At 54.9% G+C, this 22737-nt stretch carries 20 protein-coding genes and 1 riboswitch; of the genes, 9 read left to right on the top strand and 11 right to left on the bottom strand.

All coding sequences use genetic code 11. The annotated features are described in order from the left end of the window. Positions 1-86: 86 nt before the first annotated feature. Positions 87-1589 carry an L-arabinose isomerase gene (gene araA / locus ACMWKA_RS15430; RefSeq protein WP_020688483.1) on the bottom strand — a complete coding sequence of 501 codons (1503 nt, stop codon included), beginning with the start codon at positions 1587-1589 and terminating at the stop codon, positions 87-89. Between the two features lie 10 nt (positions 1590-1599). Then, positions 1600-3309, bottom strand: a complete 1710-nt coding sequence (gene araB, locus ACMWKA_RS15435) for a ribulokinase (protein ID WP_336340666.1) — start codon at positions 3307-3309, stop codon at positions 1600-1602. A gap of 336 nt (positions 3310-3645) precedes the next feature. Here araB and araC point away from each other — a divergent pair, with 336 nt between their 5' ends. Continuing rightward, on the top strand, positions 3646-4491 hold the full coding sequence (araC, locus tag ACMWKA_RS15440; protein WP_013095551.1) for an arabinose operon transcriptional regulator AraC: 846 nt from the start codon (positions 3646-3648) through the stop codon (positions 4489-4491). 128 nt (positions 4492-4619) lie between these two features. Then, positions 4620-5387: a DedA family protein gene (locus ACMWKA_RS15445; protein WP_057071069.1), complete on the top strand. Its 768-nt coding sequence runs from the start codon at positions 4620-4622 to the stop codon at positions 5385-5387. On the opposite strand, the gene thiQ is transcribed toward ACMWKA_RS15445, so the two are convergent. The 4 genes from thiQ to sgrR form a co-directional block, all read right to left on the bottom strand. After that, positions 5377-6078 (bottom strand): thiamine ABC transporter ATP-binding protein ThiQ, encoded by a 702-nt coding sequence (gene thiQ / locus ACMWKA_RS15450; protein WP_040022060.1) that lies wholly within the window; start codon positions 6076-6078, stop codon positions 5377-5379. The genes ACMWKA_RS15445 and thiQ overlap by 11 nt on opposite strands. Then, positions 6062-7672, bottom strand: coding sequence for a thiamine/thiamine pyrophosphate ABC transporter permease ThiP (thiP, locus tag ACMWKA_RS15455; RefSeq protein WP_414760395.1), 1611 nt, complete (start codon positions 7670-7672; stop codon positions 6062-6064). Before thiP ends, thiQ begins: the two co-directional genes overlap by 17 nt. Beyond that, on the bottom strand, positions 7648-8631 hold the full coding sequence (gene thiB / locus ACMWKA_RS15460; RefSeq protein WP_414760396.1) for a thiamine ABC transporter substrate binding subunit: 984 nt from the start codon (positions 8629-8631) through the stop codon (positions 7648-7650). Before thiB ends, thiP begins: the two co-directional genes overlap by 25 nt. A gap of 31 nt (positions 8632-8662) precedes the next feature. Beyond that, positions 8663-8763: riboswitch (TPP riboswitch) on the bottom strand. Between the two features lie 36 nt (positions 8764-8799). Continuing rightward, complete coding sequence (sgrR, locus tag ACMWKA_RS15465) at positions 8800-10455, bottom strand: HTH-type transcriptional regulator SgrR (protein ID WP_013095556.1); 1656 nt, start codon at positions 10453-10455, stop codon at positions 8800-8802. A gap of 88 nt (positions 10456-10543) precedes the next feature. Between sgrR and sgrT the strand changes: the two genes are divergently transcribed. The 3 genes from sgrT to ACMWKA_RS15480 all read left to right on the top strand — a co-directional run bounded on the left by sgrT (position 10544) and on the right by ACMWKA_RS15480 (position 12365). Next, a complete protein-coding gene (gene sgrT, locus ACMWKA_RS15470; protein ID WP_013095557.1) occupies positions 10544-10696 on the top strand; it encodes a glucose uptake inhibitor SgrT in 153 nt (50 codons plus the stop codon). A 121-nt stretch (positions 10697-10817) separates the two neighbouring features. After that, a complete protein-coding gene (locus ACMWKA_RS15475; protein WP_013095558.1) occupies positions 10818-11996 on the top strand; it encodes a sugar efflux transporter in 1179 nt (392 codons plus the stop codon). Between the two features lie 216 nt (positions 11997-12212). Further along, complete coding sequence (locus tag ACMWKA_RS15480; RefSeq protein ID WP_010427008.1) at positions 12213-12365, top strand: Hok/Gef family protein; 153 nt, start codon at positions 12213-12215, stop codon at positions 12363-12365. A 91-nt stretch (positions 12366-12456) separates the two neighbouring features. On the opposite strand, the gene leuD is transcribed toward ACMWKA_RS15480, so the two are convergent. The 5 genes from leuD to leuL form a co-directional block, all read right to left on the bottom strand. After that, positions 12457-13062: a 3-isopropylmalate dehydratase small subunit gene (gene leuD / locus ACMWKA_RS15485; RefSeq protein ID WP_023620018.1), complete on the bottom strand. Its 606-nt coding sequence runs from the start codon at positions 13060-13062 to the stop codon at positions 12457-12459. A gap of 10 nt (positions 13063-13072) precedes the next feature. Continuing rightward, entirely contained in the window at positions 13073-14473 is a 1401-nt protein-coding gene (gene leuC / locus ACMWKA_RS15490) for a 3-isopropylmalate dehydratase large subunit (protein WP_013095560.1), read from the bottom strand. Positions 14474-14475: 2 nt separating this feature from the next. Then, a complete protein-coding gene (leuB, locus tag ACMWKA_RS15495) occupies positions 14476-15567 on the bottom strand; it encodes a 3-isopropylmalate dehydrogenase (RefSeq protein WP_095440119.1) in 1092 nt (363 codons plus the stop codon). Further along, the gene (gene leuA, locus ACMWKA_RS15500) at positions 15567-17138 is read right to left on the bottom strand and encodes a 2-isopropylmalate synthase (protein WP_013095562.1); all 1572 of its coding nucleotides are present in this window, start codon (positions 17136-17138) and stop codon (positions 15567-15569) included. Before leuA ends, leuB begins: the two co-directional genes overlap by 1 nt. A 91-nt stretch (positions 17139-17229) precedes the next feature. Further along, positions 17230-17316 (bottom strand): leu operon leader peptide, encoded by an 87-nt coding sequence (gene leuL, locus ACMWKA_RS15505; RefSeq protein ID WP_071830037.1) that lies wholly within the window; start codon positions 17314-17316, stop codon positions 17230-17232. A gap of 636 nt (positions 17317-17952) precedes the next feature. Between leuL and leuO the strand changes: the two genes are divergently transcribed. The 4 genes from leuO to cra all read left to right on the top strand — a co-directional run bounded on the left by leuO (position 17953) and on the right by cra (position 22677). Next, complete coding sequence (gene leuO / locus ACMWKA_RS15510; protein WP_013095563.1) at positions 17953-18897, top strand: transcriptional regulator LeuO; 945 nt, start codon at positions 17953-17955, stop codon at positions 18895-18897. Between the two features lie 379 nt (positions 18898-19276). After that, entirely contained in the window at positions 19277-21001 is a 1725-nt protein-coding gene (ilvI, locus tag ACMWKA_RS15515) for an acetolactate synthase 3 large subunit (protein WP_097533946.1), read from the top strand. Between the two features lies 1 nt (position 21002). Beyond that, positions 21003-21494, top strand: coding sequence for an acetolactate synthase small subunit (gene ilvN / locus ACMWKA_RS15520; protein ID WP_008501994.1), 492 nt, complete (start codon positions 21003-21005; stop codon positions 21492-21494). Positions 21495-21672: 178 nt separating this feature from the next. Further along, complete coding sequence (cra, locus tag ACMWKA_RS15525; protein ID WP_013095565.1) at positions 21673-22677, top strand: catabolite repressor/activator; 1005 nt, start codon at positions 21673-21675, stop codon at positions 22675-22677. The last annotated feature ends 60 nt before the right edge of the window (positions 22678-22737 follow it).

Here is a 22737-nt window from a genome sequence, read left to right on the forward strand (position 1 = left end):
TGTTGTCTCCCGCCGGATGGCGCTTCGCTTATCCGGCCTACACAATCGTAGGCCCGGTAAACTCAGTGCCACCGGGCACGTCGTACTTAACGTTTCGAACCGTAATAGACTTCATTCCAGCGCAGCGCGTCTTTAAACGCGGGCAGGCGGGTATCGTTATCGATCACGGTCAGTTCGATATCGTGCAGTTCAGCGAACTGACGCATATCGTTGAGATCCAACGCGTGACTGAAGACGGTATGGTGCGCGCCACCGGCGACGATCCAGGCTTCGGAGGCGGTTGGCAGATCGGGCTGCGCTTTCCACAGGGCGTTGGCGACCGGCAGTTTTGGCAGCGCGTGTGGCGTTTCAACCGCATCCACACAGTTCACCAGCAGGCGGAAACGATCGCCCAGGTCAATCAGGCTGGCGTTGATGGCCGGGCCGGTACGGGTGTTGAAGATCAAACGTGCCGGATCCGCTTTGCCGCCAATGCCGAGATGCTGCACGTCGAGGATCGGTTTCTCTTCGACGGCAATGGACGGGCACACTTCCAGCATGTGTGAACCGAGTACCAGGTCGTTGCCATTTTCGAAGTGGTAGGTGTAGTCCTCCATAAAGGAGGTGCCGCCCTGCAGACCGGTTGACATCACTTTCATGATGCGAAGCAGAGCGGCAGTTTTCCAGTCGCCTTCGCCCGCGAAGCCGTAGCCCTGCTGCATCAGACGTTGTACTGCCAGACCCGGCAGTTGTTTCAGACCATGGAGATCTTCAAATGTCGTGGTAAAGGCGTGGAAGCCACCCTGTTCCAGGAAGCGTTTCATCCCCAATTCAATGCGCGCCGCGTCCAGCACGTTCTGGCGTTTGTCACCCTTCACCTGCGCCGCTGCAGTGAGGCGATAGCTGCTTTCGTATTCGTCAACCAGCGCGCTCACGTCGCCATCGCCGATCTCATTGACGACCTGCACCAGGTCACCCACGGCCCAGGTGTTCACGGAAAAACCAAACTTGATCTGCGCGGCAACTTTATCACCGTCGGTGACTGCCACTTCACGCATGTTGTCGCCAAATCGCACCACTTTCAGATGGCGGGTATCCTGTTTGGAAACGGCCTGACGCATCCAGGAGCCGATGCGTTTCTGCGCATGTTGATCCTGCCAGTGTCCGGTCACTACGGCGTGCTGCTGACGCATACGGGCGCCGATGAAGCCGAACTCACGACCGCCGTGTGCGGTCTGGTTCAGGTTCATAAAGTCCATATCAATGCTGTCCCATGGCAGGGAGGCGTTGAACTGGGTATGGAATTGCAGCAGCGGTTTGTTGAGGATAGACAGACCGTTGATCCACATTTTGGCGGGTGAGAAGGTGTGCAGCCACACTACCAGACCCGCGCATTTATCGTCGTAGTTTGCGTCACGGCAGATATGGGTGATCTCATCCGGCGTCGTGCCCAGCGGCTTCAGCACCAGTTTGCATGGCAGTTTGGCTTCCGCGTTCAGCGCGTTCACGACGTGTTCCGCATGTTTCGTCACCTGTTGCAACGCTTGCGGTCCGTACAAATGCTGGCTGCCAATCACAAACCACACTTCATAATTATCAAAAATGGTCATCGTCGTGTCCTTAATGGGTCAGGGTTGCCGTCGTATCCGCGGTATGTTTTGACGGGGCGGCGACAGGGAGATAGTGAAGTTCGGCGCTTTTTGCCCATTGCTGGTAGCGCTGATAAAGCTGTTCAAAGCGTTGCGCCTGTTGAGCACGCGGCTGAAGGGTATTTTCGACCGCGCTTGCCATATGCTGCTGTGCAGTCGGGATATCGGCGTGTACGCCCGCGGCAACGGCGGCGAAAATAGCCGCACCCAGCGCGCAGCATTGATCGGACGCGACAATCTGCAGCGGACGGTTCAGCACGTCGCAGCAGGCCTGCATGATCACCGGGTTTTTACGGGCGATACCGCCCAGCGCCATGACGTTATTGACGTCGATGCCCTGTTCGGTGAAGCACTCCATAATCGCGCGGGCACCAAAGGCGGTGGCTGCAATCAGGCCGCCAAACAGGGCCGGGGCATCGGTCGCCAGATTGAGATCGGTGATAACACCTTTAAGACGCTGGTTGGCAAATGGCGTACGGCGGCCGTTGAACCAGTCGAGCACCACCGGCAGGTGTTCAAGAGACGGATTTTTCGCCCATGCGGCGGTGAGCTGGGGCAGCAGCTGTTTCTTACTCTCGGCAATCTGGGTTTTCAGTTCCGGGTGCGCGGTCGCCAGCTGGTCCAGCGGCCAGCCCAGTACCCGACCAAACCAGGCGTAAATATCGCCAAACGCAGACTGCCCGGCTTCCAGACCGATAAAGTCCGGTACCACGCTGCCGTCGACCTGTCCACAGATACCTTTCACTGCGCGGTCACCGACGCTGGCCTTATCCGCCGTCAGGATGTCGCAGGTGGAGGTGCCGATCACTTTCACCAGCGTATTGGGTTGGGCGCCAGCGCCCACCGCGCCCATATGGCAGTCAAACGCACCGCCGGAGATTGCCACGTTTTGCGGCAGGCCCAGACGTGTTGCCCACTCTTCGCAGAGGGTGCCCACCGGAATATCGGCGGTAAAGGTGTCGGTAAAAAGCGGGTACTTCAGGCTCTTGTTGATAATCGGATCGAGTTCATCGAAGAAGGCTGCCGGTGGCAGACCGCCCCAGCTTTCATGCCATAGGGATTTATGCCCGGCGCTGCAGCGGCCGCGGCGAATATCCTGCGGGCGGGTGGTACCCGAGAGCAGGGCAGGAACCCAGTCACACAGTTCAATCCACGATGCGGCTGCCTGTGCAACCGCTGCGTCAGCGCGGGTGACATGCAGGATCTTGGCCCAGAACCATTCACTGGAATAAATTCCGCCGATGTAGCGCGAATAGTCGGTTTTGCCCGGCTGGTGGCACAACCGGGTGATGGCTTCGGCCTCTTCGACGGCGGTATGGTCTTTCCACAGCACAAACATGGCGTTCGGGTTGTCGGCGAACTCAGGACGTAGCGCGAGCACCCGGCCTTCCGCATCCACTGGCGCGGGGGTAGAACCGGTGCTATCTACGCCGATCCCAACCACCTCTGCACGCTGGGCGTCAGACAGCTCTGCCAGCACGGTTTTGATTGCCGCTTCCATCGACTCGATGTAGTCGCGTGGATGGTGACGGAACTGGTTGTTTGGCGCATCGCAGTAGCGCCCCTCTTGCCAGCGTGGGTACCACTCAACGCTGGTTGCTATCTCCTGGCCGGACGTACAGTCCACTGCCAGGGCGCGAACCGAGTCGCTGCCAAAATCGAGGCCAATCGCAATTGCCATGGTGTTGCTCCATCAGAAAACAGGTATGAGAGAACATTAGAGACTGGGGGCGAAAATCGTCAGGCAGGATCCGCTAATCTTATGGACTAAATTGCTGTTGAGATGGAAAGTGTGACGCCGTGCAAATATTCAATGTGGACATTTCTGCCGCACTTATAGACACTTTTGTTACTGCTTATCTGCCCACTCTGGCGGAGAAATCAGGGGGGAAGGCTGAAACATGGCGGACGTAAAAGAGACGTGATGCTTTTTGGATCTCGTCGCAGGCCATTTTTATACGGCTTTTAACGATATGGACAATTGGTTTCCTTCAGTACCGTCGGGAGAACTGAATCTATGGCCGAAACGCAAAACGATCCCTTACTGCCGGGTTATTCGTTTAACGCCCACCTGGTGGCGGGGCTGACCCCTATCGAGGCTGAGGGATATCTCGATTTTTACGTTGACCGTCCGCTTGGGATGAAAGGGTACATTCTGAACCTGACCGTGCGTGGGGAGGGGATAATCAAAAACAACGATCAGCAGTTCGTCTGTCGTCCCGGCGATATGCTGCTGTTTCCGCCTGGCGAGATCCACCATTACGGGCGTCATCCGGATGCCAAAGAGTGGTATCACCAGTGGGTCTACTTCCGCCCCCGCGCCTACTGGCAGGAGTGGCTTTCGTGGCCAGCCATTTTTGCACACACCGGTTTTTACCGCCCGGACGACGCTCATCTGGCCCAGTTCCGCGAGCTGTTTGCCCAGATCATAGAGGCAGGGCAGGCCGGTGGGCGCTACGCTGAGCTGCTGGCGATTAATTTGCTTGAACAGGTGTTACTGCGCCGGATGGAGGCGATTAACGCGTCGCTTAATCCGCCGCTGGATAACCGTGTGCGTGATGCCTGCCAGTACATCAGCGACCACCTGGCCGACAGCCAGTTTGATATCGCCAGCGTGGCCCAGCATGTCTGCCTGTCGCCGTCGCGGCTGTCGCATCTGTTCCGGCAGCAGTTGGGTGTCAGCGTGCTGAGCTGGCGCGAAGATCAGCGCATCAGCCAGGCGAAACTGCTGCTCAGCACCACCCGGATGCCCATTGCCACCGTCGGGCGCAATGTGGGCTTTGAAGATCAGCTCTATTTTTCCCGCGTATTTAAAAAATGCACTGGTGCCAGCCCCAGTGAATTCCGGGCGGGATGTGAATAAACGGTAAAAAAAGATAAACAAGCAGGTGAACAACGGAAGCAACCTGTAAACTATTCAGACAATTGTTGTCTTGACGCGGTGCAGGGCGCTAAGCAGAATCCCTGATTCGTTTTCTGACCGGAATAGTTATGCAGGCATTGCTGGAACATTTTATTACCCAGTCCGTTATGTATTCGCTTATCGCCGTTGCGCTGGTGGCGTTTCTGGAATCGCTGGCGCTGGTTGGGCTGATCCTGCCTGGTACGGTGATGATGGCGGCGTTGGGCGCGTTGATTGGCAGCGGTGAGGTCAATTTCTGGCAGGCGTGGCTGGCCGGTATGATCGGTTGCTTACTGGGCGACTGGATCTCCTTCTGGCTGGGCTGGCGTTTCAAGAAACCGCTGCACCGCTGGTCATTCATGAAGAAGAACAAAGCGTTGCTGGATAAAACCGAGCATGCACTGCATCAGCACAGCATGTTTACGATCCTCGTCGGACGCTTTGTCGGGCCAACGCGTCCGCTGGTGCCGATGGTCGCCGGGATGCTGGATCTGCCCGTCGCAAAATTCGTTTTGCCGAACATTATCGGCTGCGTCTTCTGGCCGCCGTTCTACTTCCTGCCGGGGATCCTGGCGGGGGCGGCAATTGATATTCCTGACGATGTGCAGAGCGGTGGCTTTAAATGGTTATTGCTGGCAACAGCGCTGCTGTTATGGCTCGCTGCATGGTTGTGCTGGCGGCTATGGCGCAGCGCGAAAGCGAATGTCGATCGTCTGACGCGCTATCTGCCTCGCTCGCGCTTGCTGTGGCTGGCGCCGCTGACGCTGGGCGTTGCCATCGTGGCGCTGATCGCGCTGATTCGCCACCCGCTGATGCCGGTGTACGGTGAGATCCTGCTGAAGGTGGTCAGCCGTTAAGGATCCCCAGCAGGTGCGACGCGCTTGCTTTACCACTCATCAACTCTTCGGTTTCACCCTCCCACACGATCCGACCCTCCGCGATCACCACCGATCGCGGGGCGATGCGTGCGGCATCTTCAATACTGTGTGACACCATCAGCATCGTCAGTTGCTGACGCTGGCAGACCTCCTGTACCAGGGCGAGCATCTCCTGGCGCAGCGCGGGATCGAGTGCAGAGAAGGGCTCATCCAGCAGCAGTATCGGCTGCTCGCGAACCAGACAGCGAGCCAGCGCCACGCGCTGACGTTGTCCGCCAGAGAGCTCTCCGGGGAGTCGGTCAATAAACGTGGTAATGCCCATCTGCCCGGCAATATGCTCCAGCTTCTGGCGCTGTGCGTCGTTCAGTTTCAGCCCCGGATCCATACCCAGCGCGATGTTTTGCCGCACCGTCAGATGGGTGAACAGGTTATTTTCCTGGAACAGCATCGAGACCGGACGCCTGGCGGGCGGGGTGTAGGTATGGTCGTTGTTTTCAATCATTATCGACCCGCTTGCCGGTTGCAGAAAACCGGCAATTAGATTGAGTAAGGTACTTTTCCCTGCCCCGCTTGGGCCAAGCACGGCAATCATCTCACCCGGGCGTACCGACAGGCTGAAACGCATAGGCAGGTGCTGGTAGAGCCAGGTGACATCAGTCAGTTTTAACATTGCGCCCCGGAAGTTTTTCGATAACGGTAAATAAGGCAAAGCACAGCAACAGCAGCAACAGCGCCGTGACGGCCCCCTCCTGGCTGCGATAGGAGCCGATCTGCTGATACAACCAGTATGGCAGCGTGCGGAAATCTTCATTGCCGAAGAGCGCCACCACACCAAAATCTCCAATGGAGAGCACACAAGCGAAGGCCAGCGCCTGAGCAAGCGGGCGTTTCAGCGCACGCAGTTCAACCACCTTTAACCGGCTCCAGCCCTGTATACCAAGCGACTGACACAGCAAAGCGTAACGGCTGTTGACGTCGCGCATGGGGTTTTCCAGCACCTTCAGCGCATAGGGAATGGCCATCAGGGCGTTGGTAAAAATCACGATTCCGTCGGCGCTTTCCGGCAGACCAACCGTACTGTTGAACAATAAAAAGAAGCCGGTTGCCAGGACGATGCCCGGCATTGCGAGGATTAACATCCCCGTCAGCTCCAGCGCTTGTCCGGCTTTGCGCGCCTGGCGCGCATAAAGTTCGCGACTGCTCCACAGCAGCATCATGGTCAGCACGACACACAATAGCCCGGCAGCCAGTGCGATGCGCAAGGATGTCCAGGTCGCCTGCCAGAGGACGGGCTGTTGCAACACGGAGACGAGGTTAAGGTTAACGCCATCGACAATGACGGCCATCAGCGGTGGCAGAAGCAACAGCAGGGCCAGTACGATCAACATCACATCCGCGATTCGGCTGTGCAGGCTGTCCTGTGGATCGCGCCAGCCTGTAATCTGATGACTGCCCGGTGGAATGGCTTTGCTCAGACGCTGACTCAGCAGGACCAGCACAAGACAGCACAGCATCTGTACCAGAGCCAGAAGCGCAGCGCGGCCGGGGTCGTAGTCGTAACTCAACGCCTGGTAAATCGCCAGTTCGATGGTGGTCGCCTGTGGTCCACCACCAAGAGAAAGCACGGTGGCGAAACTGGCAAAACAGAGCATGAAGATCAGCGCCGCAACCGGAGGGATTTGACGGCGCAGCCACGGCCATTCGACAAAGCGGAAGAATGACCAGCCGCGCATACCCAGCTGTGCCGCAAGCTGACGCTGCTCGCCGGGGATAGCCTCCAGCGCCTGTAAAAAAAGCCGGGTCGCCATGGGCATGTTGAAAAAGATGTGCGCCAGCAGAATACCTTTGAGTCCGTAAGGGGAGAAGGTCCACTCCAGACCAAGCAGGTTAAAGAGGGCGGCCAGCCAGCCCTGACGACCATATACGCTCAGGATCCCAAATACCGCCACCAGGACGGGCAGGATCAGCGTCATGGCGCACAGTCTCAACAGCGCCTCCCTGCCGGGGAAGCGTCTGCGGTAGAGCGCCCGCGCGAGAAAAATGGCCGGGATCACCGACAGCAGGGCAGAGAGAAACGCCTGCCAGAAAGAGAACCGGATGACGTGCCAGAGATAGCTGTCGTGCCAGAGAGAGAGCAGATCACTCTCCGGCGCGTTAAACCACAATGCCAGAAAAGCACCCAGACTGACCGCCACCATCACTACGGCGGCGAGCAGTCCGGGAAATAACCAGCCGGGAATTAGCGGCTGACGGCGCGTTGCCATTCACTTACCCATGCTGCTCGCTGCGCGGCGACCTGCTGCGGCTTAAACTCCAGCGAGGTTTGCGGTTTGGTCAGTTGCTCAAAGCCAGCAGGTAGCGTCACGTTGGTCACCGGATACATCCAGTTACCCGTTGGGATCGCATTCTGGAACGCCGGGGAGACCATGAATTTCAGGAACTTCTCGGCCAGTTCCGGCTGCTTGCTGGCGGCAGTGCGGGCAGCCACTTCCACCTGCAGGTAATGACCTTCAGCGAAATCAGCGGCGGCGTAGTTGTCTTTCTTCTCGGCGATAATGTGATAAGCCGGGGAGGTGGTGTAGCTCAGCACCAGGTCGCTCTCCCCTTTCAGGAACAGGCCATAGGCTTCGCTCCAGCCTTTGGTGACGGTCACGGTTTTGGCGGCCAGCTTCTGCCACGCCTCCGGCGTTTTATCACCGTATACCTTCTGCATCCACAGCAGCAGCCCCAGACCCGGCGTGCTGGTGCGCGGATCTTCATAAATCACGCGCCATTTCTGGTCGCTTTCCACCAGCTCCTTCAGGCTTTTCGGCGGGTTCTTCAGCTTGTTTTTGTCATAAACAAACGCAAAATATCCGTAATCGAACGGCACAAAGGTGTCGTTTTTCCAGCCGCCCGGCACGTTAACCGCATCTGCCGCTACGCCGCTTTTGGCGAACAGTTTCGTTTGCGAGGCCGCATCCAGCAGGTTGTTATCCAGGCCGAGTACCACGTCGGCCTTGCTGTTTTTACCTTCCATACGCAGACGGTTAAGCAGCGAGACGCCATCTTCCAGCGCCACGAATTTCAGTTCGCAGTTGCAGTCGGCTTCAAAGGCTTTTTTGACGACCGGGCCTGGGCCCCAGTCGGCAGAAAAGGAGTCGTAGGTGTAGACCGTCAGGACGGGTTTTGCGAAAGCAGGCAGCGCAAACAGCGCCAGCAGGGGAAGCACTTTTTTTAACACTTTGCACCTCAAGGTTGAGTGGCAAAGGATTTTGAGCGACAGCCTCAAATCCCTTCGCCGGCGTTATCCGGATCAGGTTCGACGGGTATTATCTCAGCGCACATCAGTGATGCAGCACCCCGTTGAGAACGGCGGTATTGTAATGATTTGGCGAATATTACGAAAGTGTTATGGCTCCGGTGGCGCAAACCAGGCGGATTTAAAATCAAACCAGCCCAGCGTATTCATCCGTAACCCCCGCATACTGCGCTGGCCCTGGATCATCAGCCAGTGGTGGATCAGCGGCACGATTGCTTGTTCAGCCAGCAGCGCCTGACACCAGGTGGCCAGGTTCATCTCGCCCGCACGCCATTGCGCCGCATCCTGCTGCCAGTCCCGATCGATACAATGCTGGATCAACGGGACTTCATACAGGTGTGAGAAGAGCGAGAAATCGAGCGGCAGGGTGAAGTTGGCGCTGTTCAGCCAGATATCGCTGGTCAGTTCCCCCTGGTGCCATTCGTCATAGTCCACTTCCCTGATGTCCAGCCGGACGCCTTCTGCGGCCAGCAGTCTGGTCATGATCCTGGCGATAAAACGGTGTTCCACGTGCTCGCGGTAGTAGGTCAGGGTGACAGACTCCAGCCCTGCCGGTTTGTCACAGTGGGCAGGTCGGGCATGATGCCAGCGAGGAAGCAACCCGTACGCCGGAAACCAGTACGTCTGATACTGTTCTTCCGCATGGTAAATCAGATTAGAAGGAGATAAGACGTGGCTGATCCATTTGCGTACCGCCTGATTGGCCCCGCGGTGGGTGCGGCTGTCAAACAGCAGGTAGTAGCAGCCCTCCTCAAGGCGGCTTTCCACCGCCTTTTCGCCCGTTGTGGGGCCTTCAAGCGTCAGCCCGGCGCTGAGCTCTTCATTGAGATCCGGTAATACCCAGACGTTCACTTCGTCGATCAGCGCACGGTAGCCAAAATAGTCATCAAACGCGCGAATTTTCAGCTGGTTATTGGTGTTACGCGACACGGCATAGGGCCCGGTGCCAATGGGCTGGCTGGCAAAATTGTGCAGCGATTCCCACTCTCCTGGCAAAATCATTGATGGGACATACCCCAGCAGCCAGGGAAGCCATTTATCCGGCTGAGACAGTTCAATATCCAGCGTCCAGGCGGTGGGGGAGTGAACGCGCGAAATATGCGAATAAAGCGGAAGCTTGCGGGCACGCTCCAGTGAGGCGATGACATCGCGCATTTCCAGCTCGCGGCCGTGGTGAAAGTGGATGCCGGGACGTAAGAAGAAGCGCCAGTGACGTGGGGAGAGTTGCTGCCAGTGGTGCGCAATATCAGCTTCCAGTTCCCCGTTTTCCTCATTTATTCGCGTCAGGCCGCTGAATATTTGTCGCGCCATATGGGTTTCTGAGCGACGCAAGGCCGTGCCGGGGAGCAGATTCTTCATCGGGCGATAGTAGAGCACCCGCAGAATGTGGCGGCCCTGACGAAAACTCCGCCCAAGATGGGAGACCAGCATCTGACGCACTGCGGCTTTATCGCCTACCAGTTGCACCAGTTGATCGATTCTGTCCTGTTCCAGCAGATCTTCCGCTCGCTGTTGCTGCAAGGCCAGCCCGGTATAGAGAAAGGTCAGGCGTGAGCGTTTGCCGCGTCCCGCTTCGGCTTCCCAGTTTAACCAGCCCTGTTGCTGCATGGTGTTAAGCAGCGTGCGCATATGACGTCGGGAGCAGTTAAGGAGTTCAGCCAGTTCGTTAAGCGTGGTCTCCTGCGATTGCCCTTCGCAGCACTGCCAGAGGCGGATGAATTGTTGTTGCAGACGACCAGAAGGCATAAAAGGGGAACTCCTGACAAAAAATCAGCAATTTATTAATCCCTATATTAAGCCAATAATGATTCCCGATGAAGTGAGGAGGTACATTATGAAGAGGTCTACCGCACGTCAGTTTTATCAGCAGTACTTTTCAGCGACAAAAGGAACGTCCTGGCTGGCCCGTCAGTGTGCTGAGCAACGGCTGAAAATGTTAGAAGAACTGATGCAGTGGGACGTTACGAAACCGACCTCTTCTCGCTAACTCGCCTCGATCATGTGTGACTGAGTATTGGTGCTTATCACCCGCCAGCAAAATGTTTTTTGCTGGCTTTTTTCGTTTATTCTTTCACCCAATTTCGATTCGCTTTCACAAGGACTTGCAGATGCTCTGGTTAATGACGATGGGGCGACGCCTGAACGGCGTGTATGCCGCTTTTATGCTGGTGGCCTTTATGATGGGCGTGGCGGGGGCGCTGCAGGCACCGACGCTGAGTCTTTTTCTCAGCCGGGAGGTGGGGGCGCAGCCGTTTTGGGTCGGCCTGTTTTATACCGTGAACGCCATCGCCGGGATCCTGGTGAGCCTGGGGCTGGCGAAACGATCCGACAGCCAGGGCGATCGCCGCAAGTTGATCCTCTTTTGTTGCGCCATGGCTGTGGGTAACGCACTGCTGTTTGCCTTTAATCGTCACTACCTGACGCTGATCACCTGCGGCGTGCTGCTGGCCTCGCTGGCGAACACCGCCATGCCGCAGCTGTTCGCGCTTGCCCGGGAATATGCCGACAACTCGGCGCGGGAAGTGGTGATGTTTAGCTCGGTGATGCGTGCGCAGCTCTCTCTTGCATGGGTCATTGGTCCGCCGCTGGCCTTTATGCTGGCGTTGAATTACGGTTTTACCGCCATGTTTTCCATCGCTGCGGGGATTTTTGCCATTAGCCTGGCACTGATTGCCTTCGTGCTGCCGTCAGTGGCGCGTGTCGAACAGACAGCGGATAAACCCATTACTCAGGTGAGCGGCTGGCAGGATAAAAACGTCCGTATGCTGTTTATCGCCTCCACGCTGATGTGGACCTGCAACACCATGTATATCATCGATATGCCGCTATGGATCAGCAGCGATCTGGGTCTGCCGGATAAGCTCGCGGGGATCTTAATGGGGACGGCCGCCGGGCTGGAAATTCCGGCGATGATTCTGGCGGGATACTACGTCAAACATCTCGGGAAACGCCGGATGATGCTGATAGCCGTAGCGGCCGGAGTGCTTTTTTACCTGGGGCTGATTTTCTTCCATTCACGAGAGGCGTTGCTGGCGCTGCAGCTGTTTAATGCTGTGTTTATCGGGATCGTGGCCGGGATAGGGATGCTCTGGTTCCAGGATTTAATGCCCGGGCGGGCGGGGTCGGCGACCACACTCTTTACCAACAGTATCTCTACGGGGGTAATTCTGGCGGGGGTGATTCAGGGGGCGTTGTCGCAAAGCTATGGACATGGGTCGGTGTACTGGATGATTGCACTAACGTCGATTGTCACGCTGATGCTGACCTGGCGCGTAAAAGACGTCTGATTCTGGAAGGCGCCTTCACGAAATGAAACGATTTTCTGACAGAGTTTAAGAAGACAAATAGAGTGCGTGGCGGGTGCTTGAGGCTGTTTGCCTCAGGCTTTCGCAAGAGGCAAACAGTGGAGAGTCCCACATCAAAAAACTGATGGGGAGACCAACTTCACAACCAACATTGCGAGGTTAGTCTCTTCATTGCCGAAAAGCAATAAGGAGGCTGGAATGCCAAAACGTACTCTGCTGTTAGGTTTGTTTCTGATCTGTACAACGCTGTTGATCTTCACCTGGATGGTGCGTGATTCACTGTGTGAACTGCATTTCAGACAGGAGAAAACAGAGCTGGCAGCAGTGTTGGCTTACGAAGCAAAACGTTAGCGGTATGGGCGGGGAAAGTTCCCCGCCCCTCCAGAGTGGTTGAGCCTCAACGCACCCTTATCAATGGCCCGCATCGTGCGGGCCATTGCTTTTAGCCCATAAACGCAGGCTGTTTTTTCTCGTATGCGGAGATGGCGTCTTCATGCTGAAGCGTCAGGCCAATGCTGTCCAGGCCATTCAGCATGCAGTGGCGACGGAAGGCATCGATGCTGAAGCTGTAGGTCTTATCCCCGGCTTTCACCACTTCCGCTTCCAGATCCACTTCAAACGACATGCCCGGATTTGCCTTAACCAGCGCGAACATTTCATCCACTTGCTCGTCACTCAGCGTCACCGGCAGCAGCTGGTTGTTGAAGCTGTTGCCGTAGAAGATATCCGCAAAGCTCGGGGCGATCACCACTTTAAAGCCGTAGTCGGTCAGCGCCCATGGTGCGTGCTCACGTGAGGAGCCGCAGCCAAAGTTTTCCCGTGCCAGCAGAATGGAGGCGCCTTTATATTCCGGGAAATTCAGCACAAATTCCGGGTCAGGTACCTGGCCTTTATCATCCAGAAAACGCCAGTCGTTAAACAGATGAGCACCAAATCCGGTGCGGGTGACCTTCTGCAAAAATTGCTTCGGGATGATCGCATCAGTATCGACGTTAGCGGCGTCCAGAGGGACAACCCGGCCTGTATGTTGGGTAAATTTCTCTGCCATGATTGTCTCCTTATTTCAGGCTGCGAATATCGGCGAAATGGCCGGTAACTGCCGCAGCGGCGGCCATCGCCGGGCTGACCAGGTGGGTGCGTCCACCGCGGCCCTGACGTCCTTCAAAGTTACGGTTACTGGTGGAGGCACAACGTTCGCCCGGATTCAGGCGGTCATTGTTCATGGCCAGACACATGGAGCAGCCAGGCAAGCGCCACTCGAAGCCTGCTTCGATAAAGATCTTATCCAGGCCTTCGGCTTCCGCCTGCGCTTTTACCGGACCAGAGCCTGGCACAACCAGCGCCTGTACGCCGGGGGCCACTTTACGGCCTTTGGCGATCTCCGCCGCAGCGCGTAAATCTTCGATACGCGAGTTGGTGCAGGAGCCAATAAAGACTTTGTCGATGGTCACATCGGTCAACGGCACACCGGGTTTGAGACCCATATACGCCAGCGCTTTTTCGGCACTGGCGCGTTCGACCGGATCGGTAAATGAGGCCGGATCGGGAATAGTGTCATTCACGGAAATGACCTGACCCGGATTGGTTCCCCAGGTCACCTGCGGGGCAATCTCCTCCGCCTGCAGGGTAACAACGGTGTCAAAAACCGCGTCATCATCGGTTTTCAGGGTTTTCCAGTACGCGACGGCGTCAGCGTAATCCTGACCTTTTGGCGCGTGCAGACGCCCTTTTACATAGTTGAAGGTGGTTTCATCCGGCGCCACCAGGCCTGCTTTGGCCCCCATCTCGATGGCCATATTGCACAGAGTCATACGACCTTCCATGCTCAGCGCCTGAATAGCGTCACCGCAGAACTCAACAACGTGCCCGGTGCCGCCGGCACTGCCCGTTTTACCGATGATCGCCAGCACGATGTCCTTCGCGGTGATCCCCGGCGCGGCTTTGCCTTTCACTTCAATCTTCATGGTTTTGGCTCGGCCCTGTTTCAGAGTCTGCGTAGCCAGAACATGCTCAACTTCAGAGGTGCCAATACCGAAGGCCAGTGCACCAAACGCGCCGTGCGTTGCGGTATGGGAGTCGCCGCAGACGATGGTCATGCCGGGCAGGGTGATCCCCTGCTCAGGCCCCATCACGTGAACGATACCCTGATACGGATGGTTCAGATCGTAGAGCTCGACGCCAAACTCGTTACAGTTCTTGATCAACTCCTGCATCTGGATACGCGCCATTTCGCCCGACGCATTGATATCTTTGGTCTGGGTGGAAACGTTGTGATCCATTGTCGCGAAGGTTTTACCCGGCTGACGTACCGGGCGTTTGTGCGCACGCAGCCCATCAAATGCCTGTGGGGAGGTCACTTCGTGTACCAGATGCCTGTCGATATAGAGCAGCGGGGTTTCGTTTGGTGCCTCATAGACAACGTGTGCATCAAACAATTTTTCATATAACGTCTTCGCCATGATTACACCCCTTCAGCGACATAGCGGGCAATGATGTCGCCCATTTCATCGGTACTGACTGCCGCCGTGCCGCGTGCTAAATCACCGGTACGGACGCCTTCTTCTAACGCGCGATTAATGGCGTTTTCAATTGCGGTTGCCGCATCGCCTGCATCCAGGCTGTAGCGCAGCAGCAGAGCCAGGGAGAGGATCTGCGCAATCGGGTTAGCAATGTTTTTACCTGCGATATCCGGCGCGGAGCCGCCAGCAGGCTCGTACAGGCCAAAGCCTTCTTCGTTCAGGCTCGCTGACGGCAGCATGCCCATGGAGCCGGTGATCATCGCGCACTCATCCGAGAGGATATCGCCGAACAGGTTGGAGCACAGCAGCACGTCAAACTGGGACGGATCTTTAATCAGCTGCATTGTCGCGTTATCGATGTACATATGCGACAGCTCAACGTCAGGATAATGCTTAGCAACTTCGCTGACGATCTCACGCCATAAGATGGAAGACTGCAGCACATTCGCTTTGTCGATAGAGGTCACTTTATGGCGGCGTTTGCGTGCTGACTCAAAAGCGATATGGGCGATACGTTCAATTTCGAAACGGTGATAGACCTCGGTGTCGAACGCTTTTTCATGCTGGCCGCTGCCTTCACGGCCTTTTGGCTGGCCGAAATAGATCCCGCCGGTCAGTTCACGCACGCACAGAATGTCGAAGCCGTTAGCGGCGATATCCGCGCGCAGCGGGCAGAACTCTTCCAGACCCTGATACAGCTTTGCCGGACGCAGGTTACTGAACAGCTTGAAATGTTTACGCAGCGGCAGCAACGCGCCGCGCTCTGGCTGCTCTGCGGGTGGCAGGTGTTCCCATTTCGGGCCACCCACGGAACCAAACAGGACGGCATCGGCGTTCTCGCAACCCTCTACCGTTGCTTTTGGCAGCGGCGTACCGTGATTATCAATAGCAATACCGCCCACGTCGTAGTGGCTGGTGGTAATTTTCATCGCAAAACGCGAACGAACGGCTTCCAGTACTTTCAGCGCCTGTGTCATCACTTCCGGGCCAATACCGTCACCCGGCAACACAGCAATATGGTAATTCTTCGACATTACACGGTTTCCTTGTTGTTCTCTTTATTCTGAGCTTTGCGTTGCAACTCTTTTTCGACTTCAGCGGCGCGCCAGATATTGTTCAGGACATGCACCATCGCTTTTGCAGAGGATTCGACGATATCGGTCGCCAGACCCACGCCGTGGAAGCGACGGCCGTTATAATTGACCACGATATCCACCTGACCGAGTGCATCTTTGCCATGGCCTTTGGCCGTCAGGTCATATTTGACCAGCTCCACGTCGTATTCGGTGACGCGGTTAATCGCCTGGTAGATAGCATCGACAGGACCATTGCCGTTTGCCGCTTCCGCTTTTATCTCATCCCCGCAGGCCAGCTTGATGGATGCCGTGGCGATATCGCTGGAGCCGGACTGCACGCTGAAGTAATCCAGACGGAAATGCTCTGGCTCTTCCTGCTGCTTATTAATGAAGGCCAGTGCTTCCAGGTCATAGTCGAACACCTGACCTTTTTTGTCGGCCAGCTTCAGGAACGCGTCGTACAACTGATCCATGTTGTAATCGCTGTCCTTGTAACCCATCTCTTCCATACGATGTTTCACTGCCGCACGGCCGGAGCGGGAGGTCAGATTCAACTGAACCTGGTTCAGACCGATCGATTCCGGGGTCATGATTTCGTAGTTTTCGCGGTTTTTCAGTACGCCATCCTGGTGGATACCGGAAGAGTGCGCGAATGCGCCGGTACCGACAATCGCCTTGTTGGCGGGGATCGGCATGTTGCAAATCTGGCTGACGGTCTGGCTGGTACGCCAGATTTCATTGTGATTGATGCGGGTGTGCACGTTCATGATGTCTTTGCGCACTTTGATCGCCATGATCACTTCTTCCAGGGAACAGTTGCCTGCGCGTTCCCCGATACCGTTCATCGCACCTTCTACCTGACGGGCACCAGCGTGAACAGCGGCGATGGCGTTGCCGACGGCCAGGCCTAAATCGTCGTGGGTATGAACAGAGATAATTGCCTTATCAATGTTTGGCACACGATCATACAAGCCAGTAATGATGTTGGAGAACTCAAACGGCATGGTGTAGCCGACGGTGTCCGGGATGTTGATGGTTTTGGCCCCGGCATTAATGGCGGCTTCCACCACGCGTGCCAGATCCTCAATTGGCGTGCGGCCTGCGTCTTCACATGAGAATTCAACATCATCCGTATAGTTGCGCGCGCGTTTGACCATGTATACCGCGCGCTCAATCACCTCGTCGAGGGTGCTGCGCAACTTGGTGGCAATATGCATGGGGGAGGTGGCAATAAAAGTATGAATACGGAATGCTTCAGCCACTTTCAGTGACTCGGCGGCAACGTCGATATCTTTCTCAACGCAGCGTGCCAGGCCACAGACGCGGCTGTTTTTGATGGTACGGGCGATGGTCTGTACCGATTCGAAATCACCCGGAGAAGAGACCGGGAAACCCACCTCCATCACGTCGACACCCATACGTTCGAGAGCCAGCGCAATTTGCAGCTTCTCTTTCACACTCAGGCTCGCCTGTAATGCCTGTTCACCGTCACGTAAAGTGGTATCAAAAATAATGACTTGCTGGCTCATGGGTTAGGTCCTTGTCAGTCTTAGGGCGCCTTGCTACGAGCATAAAAAAACCCGCGCAGTGGCGCGGGTTTTTAGTCTTACTGGTGACGATTCAACGCTGAATTTCGCCCGCCAGTCTACCGCGCACAGAGGATGCGTTTAGTAGTAGTAGACCGGTGAAACGAATGGTGCGAATCATGAATCGTGCTCCGTTAAATTCAATATGCTTTTAGTGGTACTGGATATGGGGGTTGATGTCAACCCCTGACAACAAAAACGACCCCGTTCGCACGGCGTTCCAGAGAATTTGATTTAGCTAATTGTGCTGGTTTTTATCTTTCATGCCTTTTGAAAAGTCTATTTTTGGACTGGAGATTCATCTCCGGAACGATTTAAATATAATTAGTATCAATTCAACATACGTCTGTAATGGATGAGCCCTGAGAAGAATTGTTTTTAATTTCATTGATTTATTAGTGCTGCAAATAAAAATGCAGTAAATAAAGCGTGAGCAATGATGCGAGTTTGTTAATTGTTTGGCATGGCTCACGTGAATAGTTTAATAATACTTAAGTTATCATTAACCGAAGGGCGATTGTGTATTTGTCTTGATTATGGTTTCATGCAAACCATAATGTCATTGATATCATTTATGCGGAATTTCATCTCACCATCAATGACCTGGGCGAAGTCACCCTTTTGATGATGCGCTCTTTATATTTTCCGAATTTTAAACAATTCTCTTTCGCTGGTTGTATCTGCATGGTAAATCATATTTTTCGAAATTATTACTGTAATTTGGCAAAGGGAGTTTAGCGTGACAGTGGAGCCAGGAGTGCCAGAAAATAATATTAATCAACCTCAGGGTTATAATGGGGTTAAACCTCAGTTACGCACCGTGGATCTCAATCTGTTGACCGTGTTTGACGCGGTGATGCAGGAACAGAATATCACGCGGGCAGCGCAGTCTCTGGGGATGTCGCAGCCTGCCGTCAGCAATGCGGTATCCCGGCTTAAAGTGATGTTTAATGACGAATTGTTTGTTCGTTATGGCAGGGGGATTCAACCCACGGCGCGTGCATTTCAGCTGTTTGGCTCTATCCGCCAGGCGTTACAGTTGGTGCAAAATGAGCTGCCGGGATCGGGTTTTGAGCCCTTAAGCAGTGAGCGTGTTTTCCATCTTTGTGTATGTAGCCCGTTAGATAATTATTTGACGTCCGTGATCTACAATAAAGTGGAAGAAATTGCGCCCAATATTCAACTGGTATTTAAATCTTCTCTTAATCAGAACACAGAACATCAGCTTCGGTATCAGGAAACAGAATTCGTTCTGGGATACGAAGAGTTCCGTCGTCCGGAATTTTCCTGTGTGCCTCTGTTTAAAGATGAAATGGTACTGGTCGCCAGCAAAAAACATCCACGAATGAATATGCCGCTGCGCGAAAGTGATGTTTATAACGAGCAGCACGCTGTTGTTGCCCTCGACCGATACGCCTCATTTAGTCTGCCGTGGTATGACACTGCGGATAAACAGGCGAGCGTGGCTTATCAGGGAATGGCCATGGTCAGCGTCTTAAATGTGGTTTCCCAGACCCATTTGGTCGCTATTGCCCCGCGTTGGCTGGCGGAGGAGTTTTCGGAACCCTTAAATCTGCAAATCCTGCCGTTGCCACTCAAACTCAATAGCCGTACCTGTTATCTTTCCTGGCATGAAGCCGCAGGCCGGGATAAAGGCCATCAGTGGATGGAAGAGCTGCTTATTAGCATTTGCCGCCGATAAGCGCGTCAGGATAAATCACATCGGCGTGTGTGGTTTATCCTGCGTATTTTTTCATTTGCGGTATTTTGTGCTGTAGTTATTTTTTCTGGCTGCTGCCAGCTTCGCAAAAATAGATGATTTCCTGAAAGGTTGCGCTTTTCAGCGATGATTTATCACCTCACGAACGAATTACAGTGGAATTAACCATATCCTCCCTGTAACGCTGCTTTTTGTGCTTCTGACCCCGTTTGCCGCGTCCTGTTTGCTAATTGCCTGCCTCAAAACGAGCGGTTAAGGTAACGATCACTCTGCAATATATAAGATTGGTTCATCACGATCGTAAGACGGTGTGGAAATGAATTCTGCAGTCCGTCTATAACAAAATGCCTGGAGGCAAAGCATGGAGATGTTGTCTGGCGCGGAAATGGTCGTCCGATCGTTAATCGATCAGGGCGTTAAGCAGGTGTTCGGCTACCCTGGAGGCGCAGTTCTGGATATTTATGATGCGCTTCATACGGTAGGCGGCATTGACCATGTTTTGGTGCGCCACGAGCAGGCGGCGGTGCACATGGCTGACGGGCTGGCGCGTGCGACGGGTGAAGTGGGCGTGGTATTGGTCACCTCCGGCCCCGGCGCGACGAATGCAATTACCGGCATTGCGACAGCCTATATGGACTCCATCCCGCTGGTCATTCTATCCGGGCAGGTCGCAACGTCACTGATTGGCTACGATGCATTTCAGGAGTGCGACATGGTGGGAATTTCACGCCCCGTTGTGAAGCACAGTTTCCTGGTGAAGCAAACCGAAGACATTCCCGGCGTACTGAAAAAAGCCTTCTGGCTGGCAGCCAGTGGGCGTCCTGGTCCTGTGGTGGTCGATCTGCCAAAAGATATTCTTAACCCGGCAAACAAGCTGCCGTATGTCTGGCCGGAAACGGTAAGTATGCGCTCCTACAACCCAACGACACAGGGCCACAAAGGTCAGATCAAACGTGCGTTACACACGCTTCTGGCTGCGAAAAAGCCGGTGGTCTATGTCGGAGGCGGCGCGGTTAACTCAGCCTGTGAAGCGCAACTGCGTGAGCTGATCGAAAAATTGAATCTCCCTGTCGCCTCGTCACTGATGGGACTGGGCGCCTTCCCGGCAACGCACCGCCAGGCTCTGGGTATGTTGGGCATGCACGGTACCTATGAAGCCAACATGACGATGCATCATTCGGATGTGATCTTTGCCGTTGGCGTGCGCTTTGACGATCGCACGACCAACAATCTGGCGAAGTACTGCCCGAACGCCACCGTGCTGCATATTGATATCGATCCTACGTCTATTTCGAAAACGGTACCGGCGGATGTGCCGATCGTTGGGGATGCGCGACAGGTTCTGGAGCAAATGCTGGATCTGCTATCGCAGGAAACCCCTTCACAACCGTTGGATGAGATCCGCGACTGGTGGCAACAGATCGAGCAGTGGCGAGCACGTCAGTGTCTGAAATACGATACCCAAAGCGAAAACATTAAGCCGCAGGCGGTGATCGAAACCCTCTGGCATCTGACGAAAGGTGAAGCCTATGTCACCTCTGATGTAGGTCAGCATCAGATGTTTGCCGCGCTTTATTATCCGTTTGATAAACCACGTCACTGGATCAACTCTGGTGGTCTGGGGACAATGGGCTTTGGGTTACCTGCCGCACTGGGGGTGAAGCTTGCGCTGCCGAATGAAACCGTCGTTTGCGTGACGGGAGACGGCAGCATTCAGATGAATATCCAGGAACTCTCCACCGCGTTGCAATATGAACTTCCGGTCCTGGTTCTCAACCTGAATAACGGTTATCTCGGTATGGTGAAGCAGTGGCAGGATATGATCTACTCTGGCCGCCATTCTCACTCCTACATGAAATCGCTGCCGGATTTTGTTCGTCTGGCCGAAGCCTATGGTCATGTCGGGATGCGGGTGACCGAGCCGGCAGAGCTGGAAGCGAAACTTGCTGAAGCGCTTGAACACGTCAAAAATAACCGCCTTGTTTTCATGGATGTCATTGTCGATGGCACAGAGCACGTTTATCCGATGCATATTCGCGGTGGTGGTATGGACGAAATGTGGTTAAGTAAAACGGAGAGAACCTGATATGCGCCGGATATTATCTGTATTACTGGAAAACGAGTCTGGCGCACTGTCACGCGTTATTGGACTCTTTGCACAACGCGGCTACAACATTGAGAGCCTGACCGTTGCCCCTACCGAGGATCCTACGCTGTCGCGCATGACGATTCAGACCGTCGGCGACGCCAAGGTGCTTGAGCAGATCGAGAAACAGTTACACAAACTTGTCGATGTTCTGCGCGTGAGCGAACTGGGGCAGGGGGCCTATGTAGAACGTGAGGTCATGCTGGTGAAAATTCAGGCCAGTGGTTACGGCCGTGAAGAGGTTAAACGCAACGCGGATATCTTCCGTGGGCAGATTATTGACGTTACCCCTTCTTTATATACGGTTCAGCTGGTGGGAACGAGTGACAAGCTGGATGCATTTCTGGCGTCCGTAAGGGATGTGGCAAAAATTGTTGAAGTTGCGCGGTCGGGCGTTGTCGGTCTTTCGCGCGGCGAGAAAATCATGCGTTAGCAGGTAATAAGGTTCGCCTCTTTCAGCCCGGTCACCAAAGCCGGGCGTTTTTTGCGTAATACGCCGATAACACAGATAAAAGCGGTTGCCGCGAAAGCTATTCTGCGTTTAGATGTTAAAAGATTTAACCATAACCTTGACAGGGCCATGGACTCTTTTCTTTTTTTAAGGGGCAATTGTGAAACTGGATGAAATCGCCCGGCTAGCCGGCGTGTCACGAACTACGGCCAGCTATGTGATTAACGGTAAAGCAAAGCAGTACCGTGTCAGCGACAAAACCGTTGAGAAAGTCATGGCGGTGGTTCGTGAGCACAACTACCACCCGAATGCTGTCGCAGCGGGCTTACGTGCCGGGCGCACCCGATCGATTGGTCTGGTGATCCCCGATCTGGAAAACACCAGCTACACCCGCATCGCTAACTATCTTGAACGTCAGGCTCGCCAGCGTGGCTATCAGCTCCTGATTGCCTGCTCTGAAGATCAGCCTGATAACGAAATGCGCTGTATTGAGCATCTGCTCCAGCGTCAGGTTGATGCGATCATCGTTTCGACCTCCTTGCCACCCGAGCATCCCTTCTATCAACGCTGGGCGAACGATCCGTTCCCAATCGTTGCACTGGATCGCGCCCTGGACAGAGAGCATTTTACCAGCGTCGTTGGTGCCGATCAGGATGACGCGGAAATGCTGGCCGCGGAGCTGAGAACCTTTCCGGCTGAAACCGTGCTCTATCTTGGGGCGTTGCCTGAGCTTTCTGTGAGTTTCCTGCGTGAGCAAGGCTTCAGAACGGCGTGGAAAGACGACCCGCGCGAGGTTCACTACCTTTATGCCAACAGTTATGAACGCGAAGCCGCTGCGCAGTTGTTCGAGAAATGGCTGGAGACGCACCCGATGCCTCAGGCTCTGTTCACCACTTCATTTGCGTTGCTGCAGGGGGTGATGGATGTCACTTTGCGTCGGGATGGTAAGCTGCCTTCCGATCTCGCTATCGCCACCTTCGGTGATAACGAACTGCTCGACTTCCTGCAATGTCCGGTCCTGGCCGTCGCGCAGCGCCATCGTGATGTGGCGGAGCGCGTGCTGGAGATCGTTCTCGCGAGCCTTGATGAACCACGTAAACCGAAGCCGGGGCTGACGCGCATCAAACGTAATCTCTACCGTCGCGGAATTTTAAGCCGCCATTAATGAAATGAGAGGGGGCAGCGAAAACTGTCCCCTCTTTTTTCTGGATAATTCTGTCAAATA

It is taken from the genome of Enterobacter sp. 03-F-07-AD-ECC (assembly GCF_047530935.1).
Lineage (GTDB): Bacteria > Pseudomonadota > Gammaproteobacteria > Enterobacterales > Enterobacteriaceae > Enterobacter > Enterobacter cloacae.